The 16,282-nt window shown below is 33.7% G+C and carries 15 protein-coding genes; 12 read left to right on the top strand and 3 right to left on the bottom strand.

Features of this window, described 5'->3' with window-relative positions:
• Nucleotides 1-62 precede the first annotated feature (62 nt).
• From VI621_RS03690 to VI621_RS03650, 9 genes are all read left to right on the top strand, one after another.
• Nucleotides 63-1,223 (top strand): N-acetylmuramoyl-L-alanine amidase, encoded by a 1,161-nt coding sequence (locus VI621_RS03690; RefSeq protein WP_324217029.1) that lies wholly within the window; start codon nt 63-65, stop codon nt 1,221-1,223.
• Nucleotides 1,224-1,274: 51 nt separating this feature from the next.
• Nucleotides 1,275-2,240, top strand: coding sequence for an MlaD family protein (locus VI621_RS03685; RefSeq protein ID WP_324217028.1), 966 nt, complete (start codon nt 1,275-1,277; stop codon nt 2,238-2,240).
• A 6-nt stretch (nt 2,241-2,246) separates the two neighbouring features.
• Nucleotides 2,247-3,575, top strand: coding sequence for a (Fe-S)-binding protein (locus VI621_RS03680; RefSeq protein ID WP_324217027.1), 1,329 nt, complete (start codon nt 2,247-2,249; stop codon nt 3,573-3,575).
• A gap of 12 nt (nt 3,576-3,587) precedes the next feature.
• A complete protein-coding gene (locus tag VI621_RS03675) occupies nt 3,588-4,034 on the top strand; it encodes an LNS2 domain-containing protein (RefSeq protein ID WP_324217026.1) in 447 nt (148 codons plus the stop codon).
• 65 nt (nt 4,035-4,099) lie between these two features.
• Nucleotides 4,100-4,891, top strand: coding sequence for a (Fe-S)-binding protein (locus VI621_RS03670; RefSeq protein WP_324217025.1), 792 nt, complete (start codon nt 4,100-4,102; stop codon nt 4,889-4,891).
• Between the two features lie 187 nt (nt 4,892-5,078).
• Complete coding sequence (locus VI621_RS03665) at nt 5,079-5,561, top strand: ABC transporter ATPase (protein ID WP_324217024.1); 483 nt, start codon at nt 5,079-5,081, stop codon at nt 5,559-5,561.
• A gap of 14 nt (nt 5,562-5,575) precedes the next feature.
• Nucleotides 5,576-8,572, top strand: coding sequence for a glycoside hydrolase family 3 N-terminal domain-containing protein (locus VI621_RS03660; protein WP_324217023.1), 2,997 nt, complete (start codon nt 5,576-5,578; stop codon nt 8,570-8,572).
• A 123-nt stretch (nt 8,573-8,695) separates the two neighbouring features.
• Nucleotides 8,696-9,829 (top strand): N-acetyl-alpha-D-glucosaminyl L-malate synthase BshA, encoded by a 1,134-nt coding sequence (gene bshA / locus VI621_RS03655; protein ID WP_324217022.1) that lies wholly within the window; start codon nt 8,696-8,698, stop codon nt 9,827-9,829.
• Nucleotides 9,826-10,254, top strand: coding sequence for a protease complex subunit PrcB family protein (locus VI621_RS03650; RefSeq protein WP_324217021.1), 429 nt, complete (start codon nt 9,826-9,828; stop codon nt 10,252-10,254). Before bshA ends, VI621_RS03650 begins: the two co-directional genes overlap by 4 nt.
• A 49-nt stretch (nt 10,255-10,303) precedes the next feature.
• Here the strand turns inward: VI621_RS03650 and VI621_RS03645 are convergent, their stop codons facing one another.
• The 3 genes from VI621_RS03645 to VI621_RS03635 form a co-directional block, all read right to left on the bottom strand.
• Nucleotides 10,304-10,828 carry an outer membrane beta-barrel protein gene (locus tag VI621_RS03645; RefSeq protein WP_324217091.1) on the bottom strand — a complete coding sequence of 175 codons (525 nt, stop codon included), beginning with the start codon at nt 10,826-10,828 and terminating at the stop codon, nt 10,304-10,306.
• A 170-nt stretch (nt 10,829-10,998) separates the two neighbouring features.
• On the bottom strand, nt 10,999-11,799 hold the full coding sequence (locus tag VI621_RS03640) for a hypothetical protein (RefSeq protein WP_324217020.1): 801 nt from the start codon (nt 11,797-11,799) through the stop codon (nt 10,999-11,001).
• Nucleotides 11,800-11,843: 44 nt separating this feature from the next.
• Nucleotides 11,844-12,671: a UDP-2,3-diacylglucosamine diphosphatase gene (locus VI621_RS03635; RefSeq protein ID WP_324217019.1), complete on the bottom strand. Its 828-nt coding sequence runs from the start codon at nt 12,669-12,671 to the stop codon at nt 11,844-11,846.
• Nucleotides 12,672-12,857: 186 nt separating this feature from the next.
• Here VI621_RS03635 and aroC point away from each other — a divergent pair, with 186 nt between their 5' ends.
• The 3 genes from aroC to VI621_RS03620 form a co-directional block, all read left to right on the top strand.
• Complete coding sequence (gene aroC, locus VI621_RS03630; RefSeq protein WP_324217018.1) at nt 12,858-13,919, top strand: chorismate synthase; 1,062 nt, start codon at nt 12,858-12,860, stop codon at nt 13,917-13,919.
• Nucleotides 13,920-13,942: 23 nt separating this feature from the next.
• Nucleotides 13,943-15,223 (top strand): dicarboxylate/amino acid:cation symporter, encoded by a 1,281-nt coding sequence (locus VI621_RS03625; protein ID WP_324217017.1) that lies wholly within the window; start codon nt 13,943-13,945, stop codon nt 15,221-15,223.
• 157 nt (nt 15,224-15,380) lie between these two features.
• On the top strand, nt 15,381-16,282 hold a 902-nt coding region (locus VI621_RS03620; protein ID WP_324217016.1), incomplete at its 3' end, for a fibronectin type III domain-containing protein.

The raw sequence follows: 16,282 nt of genomic DNA, 5'->3' as shown, positions 1-16,282 counted from the left end.
AAAAATAAACAAATATTAAATTTATAACCATACGGTTTTAATTAAAATTAACTATTATATTTATGTATATATCAAATAAAATCAAAGCGGTCTTAATTTTGTTATTTTGCACCATTTCATTTTCTGGATTTAGCCAAAATAAAAATTTCAAGGTAACCTTAGATGCTGGCCATGGCGCACATGATTTTGGTGCTGTCTATCATGGGCATGTTGAAAAAAATATTGCGCTTGCTGTTGTTCTAAAAGTGGGCAAAATATTAGAAAGTCAGCCCAATATAGATGTCAATTACACCAGAAAAACAGATGTTTTTATAGATTTAATCGAAAGAGCTAAAATTGCCAATAGGGTAAATGCTAATATTTTTGTTTCAATACATTGTAATGCAAACAAAAATACAGTTGCAGAAGGTACAGAAACCTACGTGATGGGTATGACCAAAAACGCTTCGAATCTTGAAGCGGCCAAAAAGGAAAACTCGGTAATTACCTTAGAGAAAGACTACAAACAAAAATATGAAGGGTATGATCCAAATTCTCCTGAAACATTGATTGGAATGACTTTGATGCAAGAAGAATATCTTGAAAACAGTATTTCTTTGGCCAGTAAGGTTCAGGATAAATTTACGGATGATTTAGGTAAAAAAAACAGAGGGTTGAAACAAGCGCCATTTATGGTTTTGCATAAAGCTTATATGCCAAGGGTGTTAATCGAAATGGGTTTTATTTCTAATAAAGAGGAAGGAGCAATATTAGATTCTGAAGAAGGACAAAACGAGATAGCAAAAGCCATTGCCGATGCCATCGTAAGTTACAAAAAAGAGTACTTTGGTAATGGGGATTTTGATACTGAAGAAGAAAAACCGGCTCAAAAAATGATTGAAAAAGCGGTAAAAGACACACCGGTTCCGGTTAAAAAGGAAATTAAGATTAATTCTGAGGTTCCAAAACAAGAATCAAAAACAGAAACAAAGGGGACTATATTCAAAGTGCAACTTTCTGCCAGTAGCAAAAAAGTAGCTTTAATTCCGAGCAATTTCAAAGGGTTGAAAAACATATCCATAGCAGCCGATTCAAATATTTACAAATATATGTATGGTGAAACATCTGATTATGTCGAAGCCAAAAAATATTTGGAAGAAGCAAAATCAAAAGGATATAATTCTGCTTTTTTAATAGCTTTTGAAAACGGAAAGAAAATAAGTATTCAAGAAGCATTAAAATAATACTTCAAAGTTCAAAGAATTTAATTTAAATTTGCTCAAAATTCTACACCATTGAAAATTACTAGAGAAATTAAAACTGCCATATTAGTTATCGCTTCCATTTTATTATTTATTTGGGGATACAGTTTTTTAAAAGGCAAAGATTTATTTACAGATTATAAAACACTGTATGTTGAATACGACAATGTCGAAGGACTGGCGGCCTCAGCTCCGGTAACCATAAATGGACTCGTTGTTGGAAAAGTGACAAGTATTTCAATTCAAAATACTAATGGTAAATTAATTGTTGAACTCCAAATTAAAAGTGATTTTCCAATATCTAAATCTAGTATTGTAAATATTTACGAACCGGGATTAATAGGAGGAAAGCAAATTCAGATTATTCCTAATTATAGCGATAAAAATCTAGCAATATCTGGCGATACTTTAAGCGGTGGAGTCAAAAAAGGATTAACTGATCTTGTTGGGGAACAACTATCCCCTTTGCAACAAAAGTTGGAAAGAACAGTCGTTAGTGCTGATTCTTTACTGACAAACATAAATACAATTTTAGACGCTAAAACCAAAGAAAACTTCAAAAGCAGTATTGCGAATTTAAATAAGACTTTAGCTGAATTTAATACGGCTGGCGTAAGTTTAAATTCTATTTTAGATAATAACAAAGCAAAAATTGACGGCACACTGAATAACCTTAATAAAGTTTCTTCCGATTTTACAAAAATTTCTGATTCCTTGTCTAAAGCTAATTTAGGTCAAACCGCCAAAAAATTAGGCGAAACATTAGCTAAAGTCGATAAGATTATGCTCGATGTCCAATCCGGAAAAGGAACATTAGGAAAATTGATGAAAGATGAGGGTTTATATAATGATTTGAATAAAGCTTCGAAAGAATTGGAAATTTTATTGCAGGATGTAAGACTTAATCCTACTCGTTATATTAATGTATCTGTTTTCGGAAAGAAAAATAAGCCTTATGTCGCGCCAAAAAATGACACCATAACAAAAGCTAAAAACTAACCATTTATGAGCTATTTAGATAATATATTATTTGCAATTATTCTTGGTTTAGGTTTCGCCTTTTTTGCCATAAATTTCAAAAAAATTATTCGAAACATTAAATTGGGTCAGGATATTAACCGTTCTGATAATCCTTCAGCACGTTGGAAAAACATGGCTATGATTGCCCTTGGACAATCCAAAATGGTCAAAAGACCCATTACAGGAATACTTCATATAATTGTCTATATCGGGTTTGTAATCATTAATTTAGAATTATTAGAAATCATAATCGATGGCCTTTTCGGGACACATCGTGTTTTTGCTTTCATGGGTGGTTTTTATGATGTGTTAATTGGTTCATTTGAAATTTTGGCTTTTTTGGTTTTGTTTTCCGTTATCGTATTTTTGATAAGAAGAAACATCATCAAATTAAAAAGATTTATCCATTCAGATTTAAAAGGATGGCCAAAAAGTGATGCCAATTACATCTTGTATTTTGAAATTGTTTTAATGTCATTGTTCTTAATAATGAATGCATCCGATTATCATTTGCAATTATTAGGATTCGGTCATTATGAACGAGCAGGTGCATTTCCGATATCGCAATTTATTGAACCATTATTTAACGGAATGTCAGAAATTACCGTAATGATGATTGAAAGGGCCGTGTGGTGGTTACATATTACCGGAATTCTAATTTTCCTGAATTATCTTTATTTCTCGAAACATTTACACATTTTATTGGCTTTTCCAAACACCTATTTTGCAAATTTAAAGCCACAAGGGCAATTCAACAATTTAGAATCGGTTACTAAAGAGGTAAAATTAATGATGGATCCTAATATAGATCCTTTTGCAGCAGCGCCAGTGGATGAGAATGCAGTTCATTCAAAATTTGGAGCCAGCGATGTTCAGGATTTAAACTGGGTTCAGTTATTAAACGCTTACACTTGTACCGAATGCGGCCGTTGTACTTCCGTTTGTCCTGCAAATCAAACAGGTAAAAAATTATCCCCTCGTAAAATTATGATGGATACGAGAGACAGGCTGGAAGAAGTCGGAAAAAATATAGATGACAATAAAGGCATATTTATTCCGGATAACAAATCCTTATTAAACGACTACATCACTCCGGAAGAACTTTGGGCTTGTACCTCTTGTAATGCTTGTGTTGAGGAATGTCCGGTAAACATTGATCCGCTTTCAATCATTATTGATATGCGCCGTTATTTAGTAATGGAGCAAAGTGCTGCGCCAATGCCTTTAAACGCAATGATGACCAATATCGAAAATAATGGAGCGCCTTGGCAATACAATCAACAAGACCGATTGAATTGGAAAGACGAACAATAAAATAATAATGCAATGAAGATTGAAGATTTAGATAAAAAATTAGTTGCCGCAACAGAAAACGGAGAAGCAATTAGCCCTATTCTTCCTGATGGAATAAAAAATTACCTGATTGATATTGACGGAACCATTTGTGATGATATTCCCAATGAAGAACCTGAAAGAATGGCTACTGCCGAGGTTTATCCGGATGCATTAATAACATTGAATAAATGGTATGATGAAGGTCACATCATTTTCTTTTTTACATCCAGAACCGAAGCCCACAGAGAAATTACAGAAGCCTGGTTAAAAAAACATGGTTTCAAATACCATGGAATGCTGATGGGAAAACCTCGTGGAGGAAATTACCATTGGATTGATAATCACTTGGTAAAAGCAACGCGTTACAGAGGAAAATTTACAGATTTGGTAAATAAAGAGGTTACCATTCAAGTTTTTGACGACGGGAAACACGAGTAAATAAGTATAGAAGTAAACTTTGCATCTTTGCACCTTTGCGACTTTGCATCTTATAAAAAAAAAATATGTCAGAAAGTTTAGTAGTGCCAACAATGGCAGAAATGATGGCACAAGGCAAACAACCGGAAGTTTTATTTTGGGTTGGGTGCGCAGGAAGTTTTGATGACAGAGCCAAAAAAATTACCAAAGCATTTGTGCGAATTCTAAATCGTGCCAATGTTCCTTTTGCAGTTCTTGGTACCGAAGAAAGCTGTACCGGAGATCCGGCAAAACGTGCAGGGAATGAGTTTTTGTTTCAAATGCAGGCAATGATGAATATAGAAGTGCTGAATGCCTATGAAGCAAAGAAAATAGTTACCGCTTGTCCACATTGTTTCAATACATTAAAAAATGAGTATCCTGAATTAGGCGGGAAATATGAAGTTGTACACCATACGGAATTTTTGAAATCTTTGTTAGATGACGGCCGATTAACGATTGAAGGAGGACAATTTAAAGGAAAAAGAATCACTTTTCACGATCCTTGTTATTTAGGAAGAGCCAACGGCGTTTATGAAGCTCCGAGGGAATTAATCCGAAAATTAGATGCAGAGTTAGTCGAAATGAAGCGTTCTCGCGCTAACGGATTATGCTGTGGTGCCGGTGGTGCACAAATGTTCAAAGACGCTGAACCTGGAAATAAGGAAATCAATATCGAAAGAACAGAAGATGCGCTTGAAACCAAATCTGAAATTATTGCTGCAGGATGCCCATTCTGTAATACTATGATGACTGATGGTGTAAAAAATAAAGAAAAAGAAGGTGAAGTTAAAGTCATGGATATTGCAGAATTAATTGCGAACGCTCAGGATTTATAGATTCCTGGTAAATAAATATTTAAAGGGTTAAAGCCATATATAGGTTTTAACCCTTTTTCTTATAAAAATAAGATTGCTATTTCCGGTTATTAAATTTCATTTAGATCCTGTTTCAATAAATAAATTATAAATGCTTTATGAGGAATTATAATTCTAAAAAGGTATTTTTGTAAAATATACAATAATTATGTTAGTAGATTTTAATACACTTCCTGATGAATCAAAAATTTGGATTTATCAATCCAATAGAAAATTCTCAGATGAGGAAATTACAGAAATAGAAAAGGCCTTAGAAGAATTTGTAACCAATTGGGCTGCCCACGGAACAAGCCTTGAAGCTTCTTTCCAACTAAAATACAATCGATTTATAATTCTTGCCGTAAATCAGGAAACACAAGCTGCCACGGGTTGTTCCATTGATGCTTCGGTACAGTTTATTCAAAGTTTAGAACAAAAATATACGGTCGATTTATTGGATAAAATGAATGTGACTTTCAAATTAGGAGAACACATTGCCCACAAAACTTTGATTGATTTCAAAAAAATGGCAAAAGACAAAGCCGTTACAGAAAACACAATAGTTTTTAATAATCTTATTAATACTCTTGGGGAATGGCACGAATATTGGGAAGTTCCGGCAATTGAAAGCTGGCACAGTCGCTTTTTTTAAACAAAAACTCATTCATGAAATCAATTATAACCAAACTATTTTTTGTTGGAAGCTTAATCTTGTTAGCTGCCGGTTGTTCTGGTACAAAAAAAACTGTACCTGTAATTGCACCCAAAATAGTTGTAGTAACAAAAACATTTGAAAATCCATTTTTTAAAGAATCCTATAACCAAAAAAAATGGGTTGACAGCGTTTATAATCAAATGACTTCTAACGAAAGAGTTGGACAACTTTTCATGGTTGCCGCGTATTCAAATAAAGATACCACTCATATTAACTCTATAGATAAACTCATAAATGAGTATAAAATTGGGGGATTAATTTTCTTTCAGGGTGGGCCATTGCGTCAGGCTAATTTAACAAACCGTTATCAAGCCAAATCAAAACTGCCGCTTTTCATAGGAATTGATGCTGAATGGGGTTTGAGTATGCGTTTAGATTCCACGTATCGCTTTCCTTTTAATATGACTCTTGGTGCGATTCGAGATACAAAATTGATTGAAAAAGTGGGTGCTAAAATGGGACAGGAAAGCAAAAGAATGGGAATCCATTTCAATTTCGCCCCCGTTTTAGATATTAATACCAATCCACGTAATCCAATTATAGGGTTCCGTTCTTTTGGCGAGAACAAAGAAAACGTGACCGATGACGCCATTGCTTTAATGAAAGGGGTTCAAAGTCAAGGCGTATTTTCTACAGGAAAACATTTTCCAGGTCATGGAGATACCGAAACGGATTCACATCATTCCTTACCAATGGTCAATTTTTCGAAAGAACGACTGGATGAAGTGGAGTTGTATCCCTACAAAAAAATGTTTCAGGAAGGACTGGTTTCAGTAATGGTTGCCCATTTGAACGTCCCAAGTCTTGAGCCAAGAATAAATTATCCGAGTTCAATTTCTTATAATGTGGTGACCAATGTTCTTCAAAAACAATTGGCATTTGACGGTTTGATTTTTACAGATGCTTTGAATATGAAAGCGGCTAGTAATTTTAAAAGACCTGATAATACTTCATTAAGTCCGGGAGATATTGATTTTGAAGCATTTTTGGCAGGAAATGATATTTTGCTTTTTTCAGAAAATGTTCCTATGGCTATAGAAAAAATTTGTTCTGCCTATCAGGACAGTTTAATCTCGGAAGAAAGAATGTCGCATTCCGTTAAAAAGATTTTAAAATATAAATATTTTGCGGGTTTAAATAAATACAAACCTGTTGACACTTCAAATTTGATTAAGGAAATAACGCCAATATCAAATGACGCATTACAATATCAATTGTATGAAAATGCGGTTACAGTATTGAAGAATAAAAACGATATTTTACCTATTAGAAACTTAGAAAACAACAAAATTGCCTATGTAAAATTAGGTGACGATGTGAATAGTCCGTTTGTTTCCACTTTAAAAAAATATACGGATGTGACCGAAGTTTCAAACAAAAATATTGACAGTTTAAATGTTCATTTAAAAGATTTTAATACAGTAATTGTAGGTTTTCATAAATCGGATAAGGCTTGGAAAAAACACGATTTCAGCGAAAAAGAAATACTTTGGCTACAAGAAATTGCTAAAAATAATATTGTAATTCTGGATGTTTTCACGAAACCATACTCTTTGTTGCCTTTAAGTTCTTTTGATGAAATTGAAGCAGTTATTGTTTCATATCAAAATGCGGATATTGCTCAGATAGTTTCGGCAGAATTGATTTTCGGAGTCATTGAAGCCAAAGGAAAATTACCGGTTTCAATCAATAATAATTTCATTGTCAATGATGGATTATTTACAGAAAAAATAAATCGACTAGGTTTTACAGTGCCTGAAAACGTGGGGATGAACTCTAATGTTTTATCCCAAATTGACAAGATTGCAAATAAGGCTATCGCTAAAAAAATGACGCCTGGAATTCAGGTACTTGTGGCGAGAAAAGGAAAAGTGATTTATCAAAAATCCTTCGGTTATCATACTTATGACAATACTGTAAAAGTAACCAATTCTGATATTTATGATGTAGCTTCACTGACAAAGATTCTTTCTACTTTGCCTAATGTCATGCAGCAATATGATCAGGGAAAAATAAACATGGAAACTACTTTAGGATCGATGCTGCCTTCTTTTAATAATTCTGATAAAAAAGACATTAGTTTTAAAGATTTATTGTCCCATTATGCTGGGCTTCAGGCATGGATTCCATTTTATCAGTCAACATTGGACAGCATAAAAATGCCGTCGAATAAATACTATAGAAAAGTAGCCGATAGCCAGTTTTCGAAAAAAGTGGCGGACAGTCTTTATATCAGGAATGATTATCATGATACGATCATGAAAAAAATTATGGATAGTAAATTAATGACTAAAAAAGAATACAAATACAGTGATTTTACGTTTATCATTTTAAAAGATTATTTAGAAAAAACAACAGGAAAAAAACTAGATGTTTTAATTCAGGAGAATTTCTACAAATCACTCGGAATGAATAACACGACCTATAATCCTTTGGAAAAATTCAATAAATACATCATTACTCCAACAGAAAACGATACCTATTTCCGTCATCAAGTGATTCAGGGATATGTTCACGATATGGAAGCTGCTATGGAAGGCGGCGTTGGAGGTCATGCCGGAATTTTTTCCAATACAATGGATGTTGCAAAAATGATGCAGCTCTATCTTCAAAAGGGGAATTACGGTAATCAGCAATATTTTTCAGAAAAAACTTTTGCTGATTTTAATACCTGTTATTTTTGTGCCGAAGGGAATAGGAGAGGTATTGGTTTTGATAAGCCACAAATACCGGGGACTTCCGGACCGGCATGCAGTTGCGCTTCATTAATCAGTTTTGGGCATACAGGCTTTACAGGAACTATGGCTTGGGCTGATCCTGAAAACGAAATTGTTTATATATTTTTAGCCAACAGAACATTCCCAGGAACAAATCCTTCAAATACTTTGTCTAAGGAAAACATTCGTGAGGATATCCAAAGGGTGATTTATGATGCAATTATTAATTAGATTGCATCATAAAACAGTTTTTTATTATTCGAATTATTTGCTTTAGAAAATGAATTTTTTAACATAAGTTTTCCTAAAAAGCATTGCTATTTTTGGTAAATTCGTTTTTACTAAAAAACACAGATGAAAATAGCAATAGTTTGTTATCCTACCTTTGGCGGAAGTGGCGTTGTCGCTACAGAATTAGGTCTTGAATTAGCCAGAAGAGGTCACGAAATCCACTTTATTACTTATAGCCAACCCGTACGTTTGGCACTTTTGAATCCAAACGTGCATTACCACGAAGTTAACGTTCCGGAGTATCCCTTGTTTCATTATCAACCTTATGAATTGGCTTTATCGAGTAAATTGGTTGATATGGTCAAACTTTATAAAATCGAATTGTTACATGTGCATTATGCCATTCCGCATGCTTATGCAGGTTACATGGCTAAACAAATGCTGAAAGACGAAGGGATTGACATTCCAATGGTAACAACACTTCATGGAACCGATATTACCTTGGTGGGCAATCATCCATTTTATAAGCCGGCAGTGACTTTCAGTATTAATAAATCGGATGTGGTGACTTCGGTTTCCCAAAGTTTGAAAGATGAAACCTATAAATTATTCAATATTACAAAAGAGATTCACGTGATTCCAAATTTCATCGAATTGAATAATAACATCAAAGATCCTAATATTTCCTGTCACCGTTCCGTTATAGCTAAGGAAAACGAAAGAATCATTACCCATATCAGCAATTTCAGAAAAGTAAAACGCATTCCGGATATCATTACCATATTTAATAAAATTCAGCAAGAAATCCCAGCCAAATTGATGATGGTTGGTGATGGACCGGAAAAAGAAATTGCTGAGAATATGTGTCAAAAATTAGGTATTGCAGACAAAGTTATCTTTTTTGGAAACAGTAATGAAATCGATAAAATCTTGAGTTATACCGATTTATTCTTATTACCTTCTGAAACCGAAAGTTTTGGACTTGCCGCTTTAGAAGCTATGGCATGGAGTGTTCCCGTGATTTCGAGCAATTCGGGAGGTTTGCCAGAAGTCAATTTTGACGGAGTTTCAGGCTATTTAAGTGATGTGGGTAATACAGATGAAATGGCTGAAAATGCTTTAATGATTTTAAAGGATGATGCTGTTTTGGCTAAATTTAAAAAGAATGCTTTATCGGTTGCCGAAAAATTTGACATCAAAAATATATTACCTTTATACGAAGATTTATATCAAAAAACGATAAATAAACAGATATGAAAAAAGTAGCGCTATCATTACTGGCCTTAGCTTTATTTTCATGTGGAGCTTCCTCTACAAAAAACCCAGCAAAAAAGCCCTTGTTTGAGGTTCTGACACAACAAACTGATGGTGGCGGAAATATTCATTTTTATGAAATTGTTTCGGATAGCAGAGAATTTAGAATGTTGCAAAATGATGAAAATTTAAAAAGTAAAATTAAACCTGACGATATTAACACTTCGAATTTTATAATTCTAAATATGGGAGAGAAATCGGGGAAAGGCGGCTCAATTGAAGTGGTTGATGCAGAGGAAACCCCGGATAAAATAATTATAACGGTCAAAGAAAACGAACCTAAAGCTGACGGTAATACAACATCAGAGTATACCTATCCGTATAGCATCGTAAAAATAAATTCTAAAAAAGAAATCATTATAAAATAAAAAAACGCCACTATTGCTAGTGGCGTTTTATATATATAATTGCTAAATACTAGAATTGGTATCTAACTGAAAATGCAACGTCCGGTCCAAAATCTTCATTTACTTTATCAGTAAAATAAAATTCTGGTCTAAAGTCTAAAGATAACATTAATGGAATATCAAAGTCGTATTCGATACCGATATCTCCAGCTGCAAAAGCGTAAGTATAACTTTCGTCATATCTGTTATTGTCGTTATCATAGTAATCATAACTATTGTTAGCCAAACCACCACCAACACCAACATACCAGTTGAAACCACCATCAATATTCCAAACCCATTGGTATAAACCTGCCAATTTCACAGAACTCTCATCGGAATTATAGTTATTATTAAAATTTCTATCTCTATTTCTCCAACCTAAATCTAATTCTAAACGGTTGTTAGTAGACAATTTTCTTTGATAAGAAACTTCTGCACCAAAACCATCATTATCACCAATACGTAAACCTATTGCATTTTTTGAAATTTCTTGTGCTTGTGCGCTAAATGCTAATCCGATTAACATAATAGCTGATAAAATTATTTTTTTCATAAATTTTAATTTTTTGTTTCGACAAAGATACGATGAAAAGGAAATACGAATCAATTTAAAATGTTTCATAATTCACACTTTTTGTTCGCTGAAAATAGTTTTTACAGTTAAATAGCTTTTTTTTATGTTAAGATTAACAAAATAATCAGCAATAAATCATTAATTAATTGTTAGTCAACTTGGTAAGTGTCCAAAAATTCATCTTGTATTTGACTGCCTGATTGTGGTATTGGCAGTGTTACTCCATATTGTGACAAATCCTGTAGTTCATAGCTAATCGTGGTATTGGTATAAACCATTCCGATGTTTTTTGAATAATATTGTATAGAAACAACCACATCTTGTGGATTCATTATTGTGATTGTAAGCGGAATTGGAATATTAGGAATAGTTACGGTTGTGGAAATTTTTAAATTTAATGTTGTTTTTACTTTTTTAACATCGGTATAAACTTCACCGTCTGGAGATGTAAAACTAGGTAATGTTTCCATCGCAGTTGACTTCATTGTATAGGCTAAATTTAACGGATAACCTTGAAAGTCCTGGTTTATTACTCCGGAAATCGAACTCAATTGTTCGTTATTTGAAGCATTTTCTTTAAAAATTACAAAGTCATTTAAACTTAAATCAATTGGAAAAGTATCTCCTAAATTAAGCCCTGCTGTACCGCTTAATAATAATGAGCTACCTTCATTTCTGATGCCATTATTATTCATCGAATTAGAGAAAAATCCAAAAGGCTGATTCAGGGTTTTTAATTTTTTATAGGTTTTTGCATTGATAACGGTATCATTGGCAACATAAAGTGAGTCTCTTTCTGATACATTTACACCTATAACTTTATATGTCCAAAAATTTCCTGTCCCCAATGGTAAGTAATTAGTACTTCCACCAGTGTTGGAGTTGTCATCTGAGGAGCAAGAAGTAAGCACTGTAAACAATGCTAAAGCAATTAAGAGTTTGAATTTCATGGTTATAAAAATTAATTTTAGAACTGCTAATATAACAAAACTAATTAATCTTTAGAAAAAACCAATGAGGTCATCAATTGTTGGCTCAGTAAAGTTTCCATTTCAAAAAAATCTTCTTCCTCATTTTGAGTGTTTTCAGCATAGCGATATAATTTCCATCTTTTATTATTGTATTCTAATGCGGTTAAATTCTCAACCCAATCACCAGAATTCAAATACAGCGTTGTCCCGTTTTTATTCTCTTTTCGAATTATTTTCGGCTCATGAATATGACCACAAATAACGTAATCATACTTTTTTTCTATAGCCAAATCGGTGGCTGTTTTTTCGAAATCAGAAATGTGTTTCACCGCTTTTTTTACACTGGCTTTTATCGCTTTTGAAAAAGAATACGGCTCTTTACCAATTTTTTTCAAGCACCAATTGACAAATCGATTGACTAAAATTAAATAATCATAGCCAAAACCGCCTAGTTTCGCTATCCATTTCGAATGTTGAACCGAGGCGTCAAACACATCCCCATGAAAAATCCAGGCTTTCTTATCATCCAATTCTAAAACGATTTTATCCACCACCGAAAAATTTCCGATATTACTTTCGCTGAATTTCCGAAGCATTTCGTCATGATTTCCGGTAACATAGTACACTTTTGTTCCTTTGGAAGCAAAATCAATGATTTTTTTGATGACTTTCAGATGCAATGCCGGGAAAAAAGATTTTCTGAATTGCCAAATATCGATTATATCTCCATTCAAAATAAGCGTTTTAGGTTTTATGGAGGATAAATAGTGGAGCAGTTCTTTAGCATGACAACCATAAGTTCCTAAATGCACATCAGAAATAACCACTAGCTCTACTTTTCTTTTTTTCAATTTATTGTATTTTGAAGTTTTACAAATTAAGCGTGCTATTGTTAATTGAGTTTTATATAAAGGTTAATTTATCGGATTAGTATTATTTTTTCAAAGTCAATTAATTGTGAAATGTTTCGGTAACTTTTAAACTTTAAACTTTAAACTTTTAAACTTAAATCATACATTTGTTTCAAACTATTGAATATGGCTGGAAATAGCTTTGGAACACTTTTTAAAATCACCACTTTTGGAGAATCTCACGGAGAAGCTTTAGGAGGAATTATAGATGGATGTCCCGCAGGAATCCTTCTTGATTTTAAAGCCATTCAATTTGAAATGTCCCGAAGAAAACCAGGTCAGTCCGCTATCGTTTCCCAAAGAAAAGAAGAAGATGAAGTTCAATTTTTATCCGGAATCTTTGAAGGAAAAACTACAGGAACTCCAATAGGATTTATAATTCCAAACACCAATCAAAAATCAGAGGACTATTCTCATATAAAAGATTCCTATAGACCTAGTCATGCTGATTATGTCTATGAGCAAAAATATGGCATCCGTGATTATCGCGGCGGCGGAAGAAGCTCAGCACGTGAAACGGCAAGTAGGGTAGTGGCTGGTGCCATTGCAAAACAGGTCTTAAATAATATAAAAATTAATGCTTTTGTATCTTCTGTGGGCGATATTTTTATAGATAAACCGTATCAGGATTTAGATTTTTCAAAAACCGAAAGCAATCCAATTCGTTGTCCGGATGAAGCTACTGCTTTAAAAATGGAAGAATATATTCGGGAAATTCGAAAGCAAGGAGACACCGTTGGCGGAACCGTAACTTGCGTGTTACAAAATGTTCCTATTGGTCTGGGCGAACCAGTTTTTGATAAACTTCATGCCGAATTAGGCAAAGCCATGCTTTCTATAAACGCTGTAAAAGGTTTTGAATATGGAAGTGGTTTTTGCGGCGCTAAAATGAAGGGAAGCGAACACAATGATTTATATAATCCGGACGGAACCACAAAATCCAATCTTTCTGGCGGAATTCAAGGCGGAATTTCAAATGGAATGGACATTTATTTCCGGGTAGCCTTTAAGCCTGTAGCTACCATAATGCAAAAACAGGAAACACTGGACAATCAGGGAAATATGGTAGAAATGCAAGGCAAAGGACGACACGATCCTTGTGTGGTGCCTCGTGCGGTTCCCATTGTGGAAGCGATGGCAGCAATCGTTTTAGCGGATTTTTATCTTTTAAATAAAACCTATAAATAACAATAAAAACTAACTCCAAATAAATGAATACAATCGAACATAAAAAGCCGTCTTTACTGGGAAATCTTACTTTTCAAATTTTAATTGCTATGACACTGGGTGCAATTTTAGGTATTGTAATACACAATAATTGGCCGGCCGAAGCTGCAAAAGAATTCAGTACCTACATCAAAATTCTGGCTACGGTTTTTATTCGTTTGGTTCAAATGATTATTTCTCCATTGGTTTTTACCACTTTAGTGGTTGGTATTGCAAAACTGGGTGATATCAGTGCCGTTGGAAGAATTGGTGGAAAAGCATTGGGTTGGTTTTTTACTGCTTCCTTTATATCCTTATTAATAGGTATGTTTTGGGTTAATATCTTAGAACCTGGAGTTGGATTGAATTTATCAGATGTTGATTTATCTTCAGCTGCCGAAGTAACTGAGAAAACTCAACATTTTTCTGCTCAAAATTTCATCGAACACATTATCCCAAAAAGTATTGTGGAAGCAATGGCTGGCAATGAGATTTTACAAATTGTAATTTTTTCTATTTTCTTCGGACTTGCGGCAGCTTCAATAGGAAATCACGCAAAACCTGTAATTAATGCTTTAGACAAAACATCGCATATTATTCTGAAAATGGTAAATTATGTTATGAAATTTGCCCCAATTGGTGTTTTTGGAGCTATTGCGGGTGTTTTTGCCATTCGGGATTTGAATGATTTATTGCTTACTTATATCAAATTTTTCGGTTCCTTTTTAGTTGGAATATCTTCCCTTTGGGTCGTTTTATTGTTAGCCGGTTATTTATTTTTAGGAAAACGAATGGGTACTTTATTAAAACGAATCGTCAGCCCATTGATTATTGCCTTTGGAACAACCAGTAGCGAGGCCGTTTTTCCTAAATTAACTGAAGAATTGGAACGTTTCGGTGTAAAAGATAAAATTGTTTCCTTCATGTTACCGTTGGGTTATTCCTTTAATTTGGACGGAAGTATGATGTATATGACTTTTGCCAGTATTTTCATAGCGCAAGCCTATGGCGTTAATTTGGATATGGGAACACAAATGACCATGCTTTTGGTCTTGATGCTAACCAGTAAGGGAATCGCTGGTGTACCAAGAGCTAGCTTAGTGGTGGTTGCGGCAACTTGTGGGATGTTTGATATTCCAATTGAAGGGATTGCATTAATATTACCAATTGACCATTTTTGCGATATGTTCAGAAGTGCAACTAATGTTTTAGGAAATGCTTTAGCTACTTCAGTAGTTGGAAAATGGGAAAAAGAAGATGAGTTAGAACCAGTTTCTTTAGATTAAAAGATGACTTAAAAACCCCTTTTGTGATGGAACTATTTTGGTTTTTAAAATTTTAATGTCGTTTTTTTAAAAGATTGTTTAAAATTTTAATTTCATGAATTTATATAATTTTAATATATATATTTGTCTAAATCTTTAACTAAAAAAAACTCAATTTATGAAAAAATTATTACTTACTTATTTACTTATTTTAATAACTGGTTTTGTTGCCAATGCACAAACAGATTATTATCCTTTAATAACAGGTTTATCAACTTCTGGTAATGGCCGTGCTCCGCAAGGATCTCAAAGATACAACAGAAGCATTTGGCTTATTACAGCAGCTGAAATGACAGCTTCTGGTTTTGCAAATGGTTCAATAGTTAGTTCTTTAGGCTTTTACTATTTAACAGCTCAAAATATTCCGACAACAGGAAATATGACTGTTTATCTTCAAAACACAGCTGATGCTACAAATACCAAAAGTACAACTTGGGCAACTGCAATTACAGGTATGACAACTGCAAGTAATTCGAGTGTAACCATACCTGCAGTAACAGGAAACGTAGATTTTGTTTTTGCCGGAGGGTCAACATTTACATATACCGGAGGGGCATTGTATATTGCTTTTGATTATCAAAACATAGCAGGAACTTTATCAACATCAAATGTTGCAGCTTGTAATACAGATTTAACAGGTGGTTTAAAAGGAGCGATAAGTACTACTGTAAACCAAACAACAGTTGCGGCATCAAATTTTAGACCAGAAACAAGATTAGGAAAATCGGTTACTTGTGCTAGACCAGTGAATTTAAATGTAGTAAGTTCTACTCTTAATTCTGCTAATTTATCATGGACTAGTTCTGCTAATGTGGAGTTAGAATGGGGACCTTATAATTTTACTCAAGGATCTGGAACTACTATCACAAATGTTTCAAGCCCTTATACCTTATCTGGATTAGCTCCTAGTTCTGCATATGAATATTATGTTAGAACAAATTGTGGTGGTTCTTTCAGTGTATGGGCAGGACCTTACGCATTTCATATAATTTTTGAAGCTACATCTCCAACCTATAATAC

It is taken from the genome of Flavobacterium sp. (assembly GCF_035292545.1).
Taxonomy (GTDB): domain Bacteria; phylum Bacteroidota; class Bacteroidia; order Flavobacteriales; family Flavobacteriaceae; genus Flavobacterium.
The sequence above is the reverse complement of the archived record's forward strand: the minus strand, read 5'-3'. Positions and strand labels throughout refer to the sequence as shown.

Coding starts and splice junctions, on each gene's coding strand:
- VI621_RS03625 (WP_324217017.1), top strand. CDS start 13,943: ATGAATACAATCGAACATAAAAAGCCGTCTTTACTGGGAAATCTTACT.
- aroC (WP_324217018.1), top strand. CDS start 12,858: ATGGCTGGAAATAGCTTTGGAACACTTTTTAAAATCACCACTTTTGGA.
- bshA (WP_324217022.1), top strand. CDS start 8,696: ATGAAAATAGCAATAGTTTGTTATCCTACCTTTGGCGGAAGTGGCGTT.
- VI621_RS03660 (WP_324217023.1), top strand. CDS start 5,576: ATGAAATCAATTATAACCAAACTATTTTTTGTTGGAAGCTTAATCTTG.
- VI621_RS03645 (WP_324217091.1), bottom strand. CDS start 10,828: ATGAAAAAAATAATTTTATCAGCTATTATGTTAATCGGATTAGCATTT.
- VI621_RS03675 (WP_324217026.1), top strand. CDS start 3,588: ATGAAGATTGAAGATTTAGATAAAAAATTAGTTGCCGCAACAGAAAAC.
- VI621_RS03640 (WP_324217020.1), bottom strand. CDS start 11,799: ATGAAATTCAAACTCTTAATTGCTTTAGCATTGTTTACAGTGCTTACT.
- VI621_RS03690 (WP_324217029.1), top strand. CDS start 63: ATGTATATATCAAATAAAATCAAAGCGGTCTTAATTTTGTTATTTTGC.
- VI621_RS03650 (WP_324217021.1), top strand. CDS start 9,826: ATGAAAAAAGTAGCGCTATCATTACTGGCCTTAGCTTTATTTTCATGT.
- VI621_RS03665 (WP_324217024.1), top strand. CDS start 5,079: ATGTTAGTAGATTTTAATACACTTCCTGATGAATCAAAAATTTGGATT.
- VI621_RS03670 (WP_324217025.1), top strand. CDS start 4,100: ATGTCAGAAAGTTTAGTAGTGCCAACAATGGCAGAAATGATGGCACAA.
- VI621_RS03680 (WP_324217027.1), top strand. CDS start 2,247: ATGAGCTATTTAGATAATATATTATTTGCAATTATTCTTGGTTTAGGT.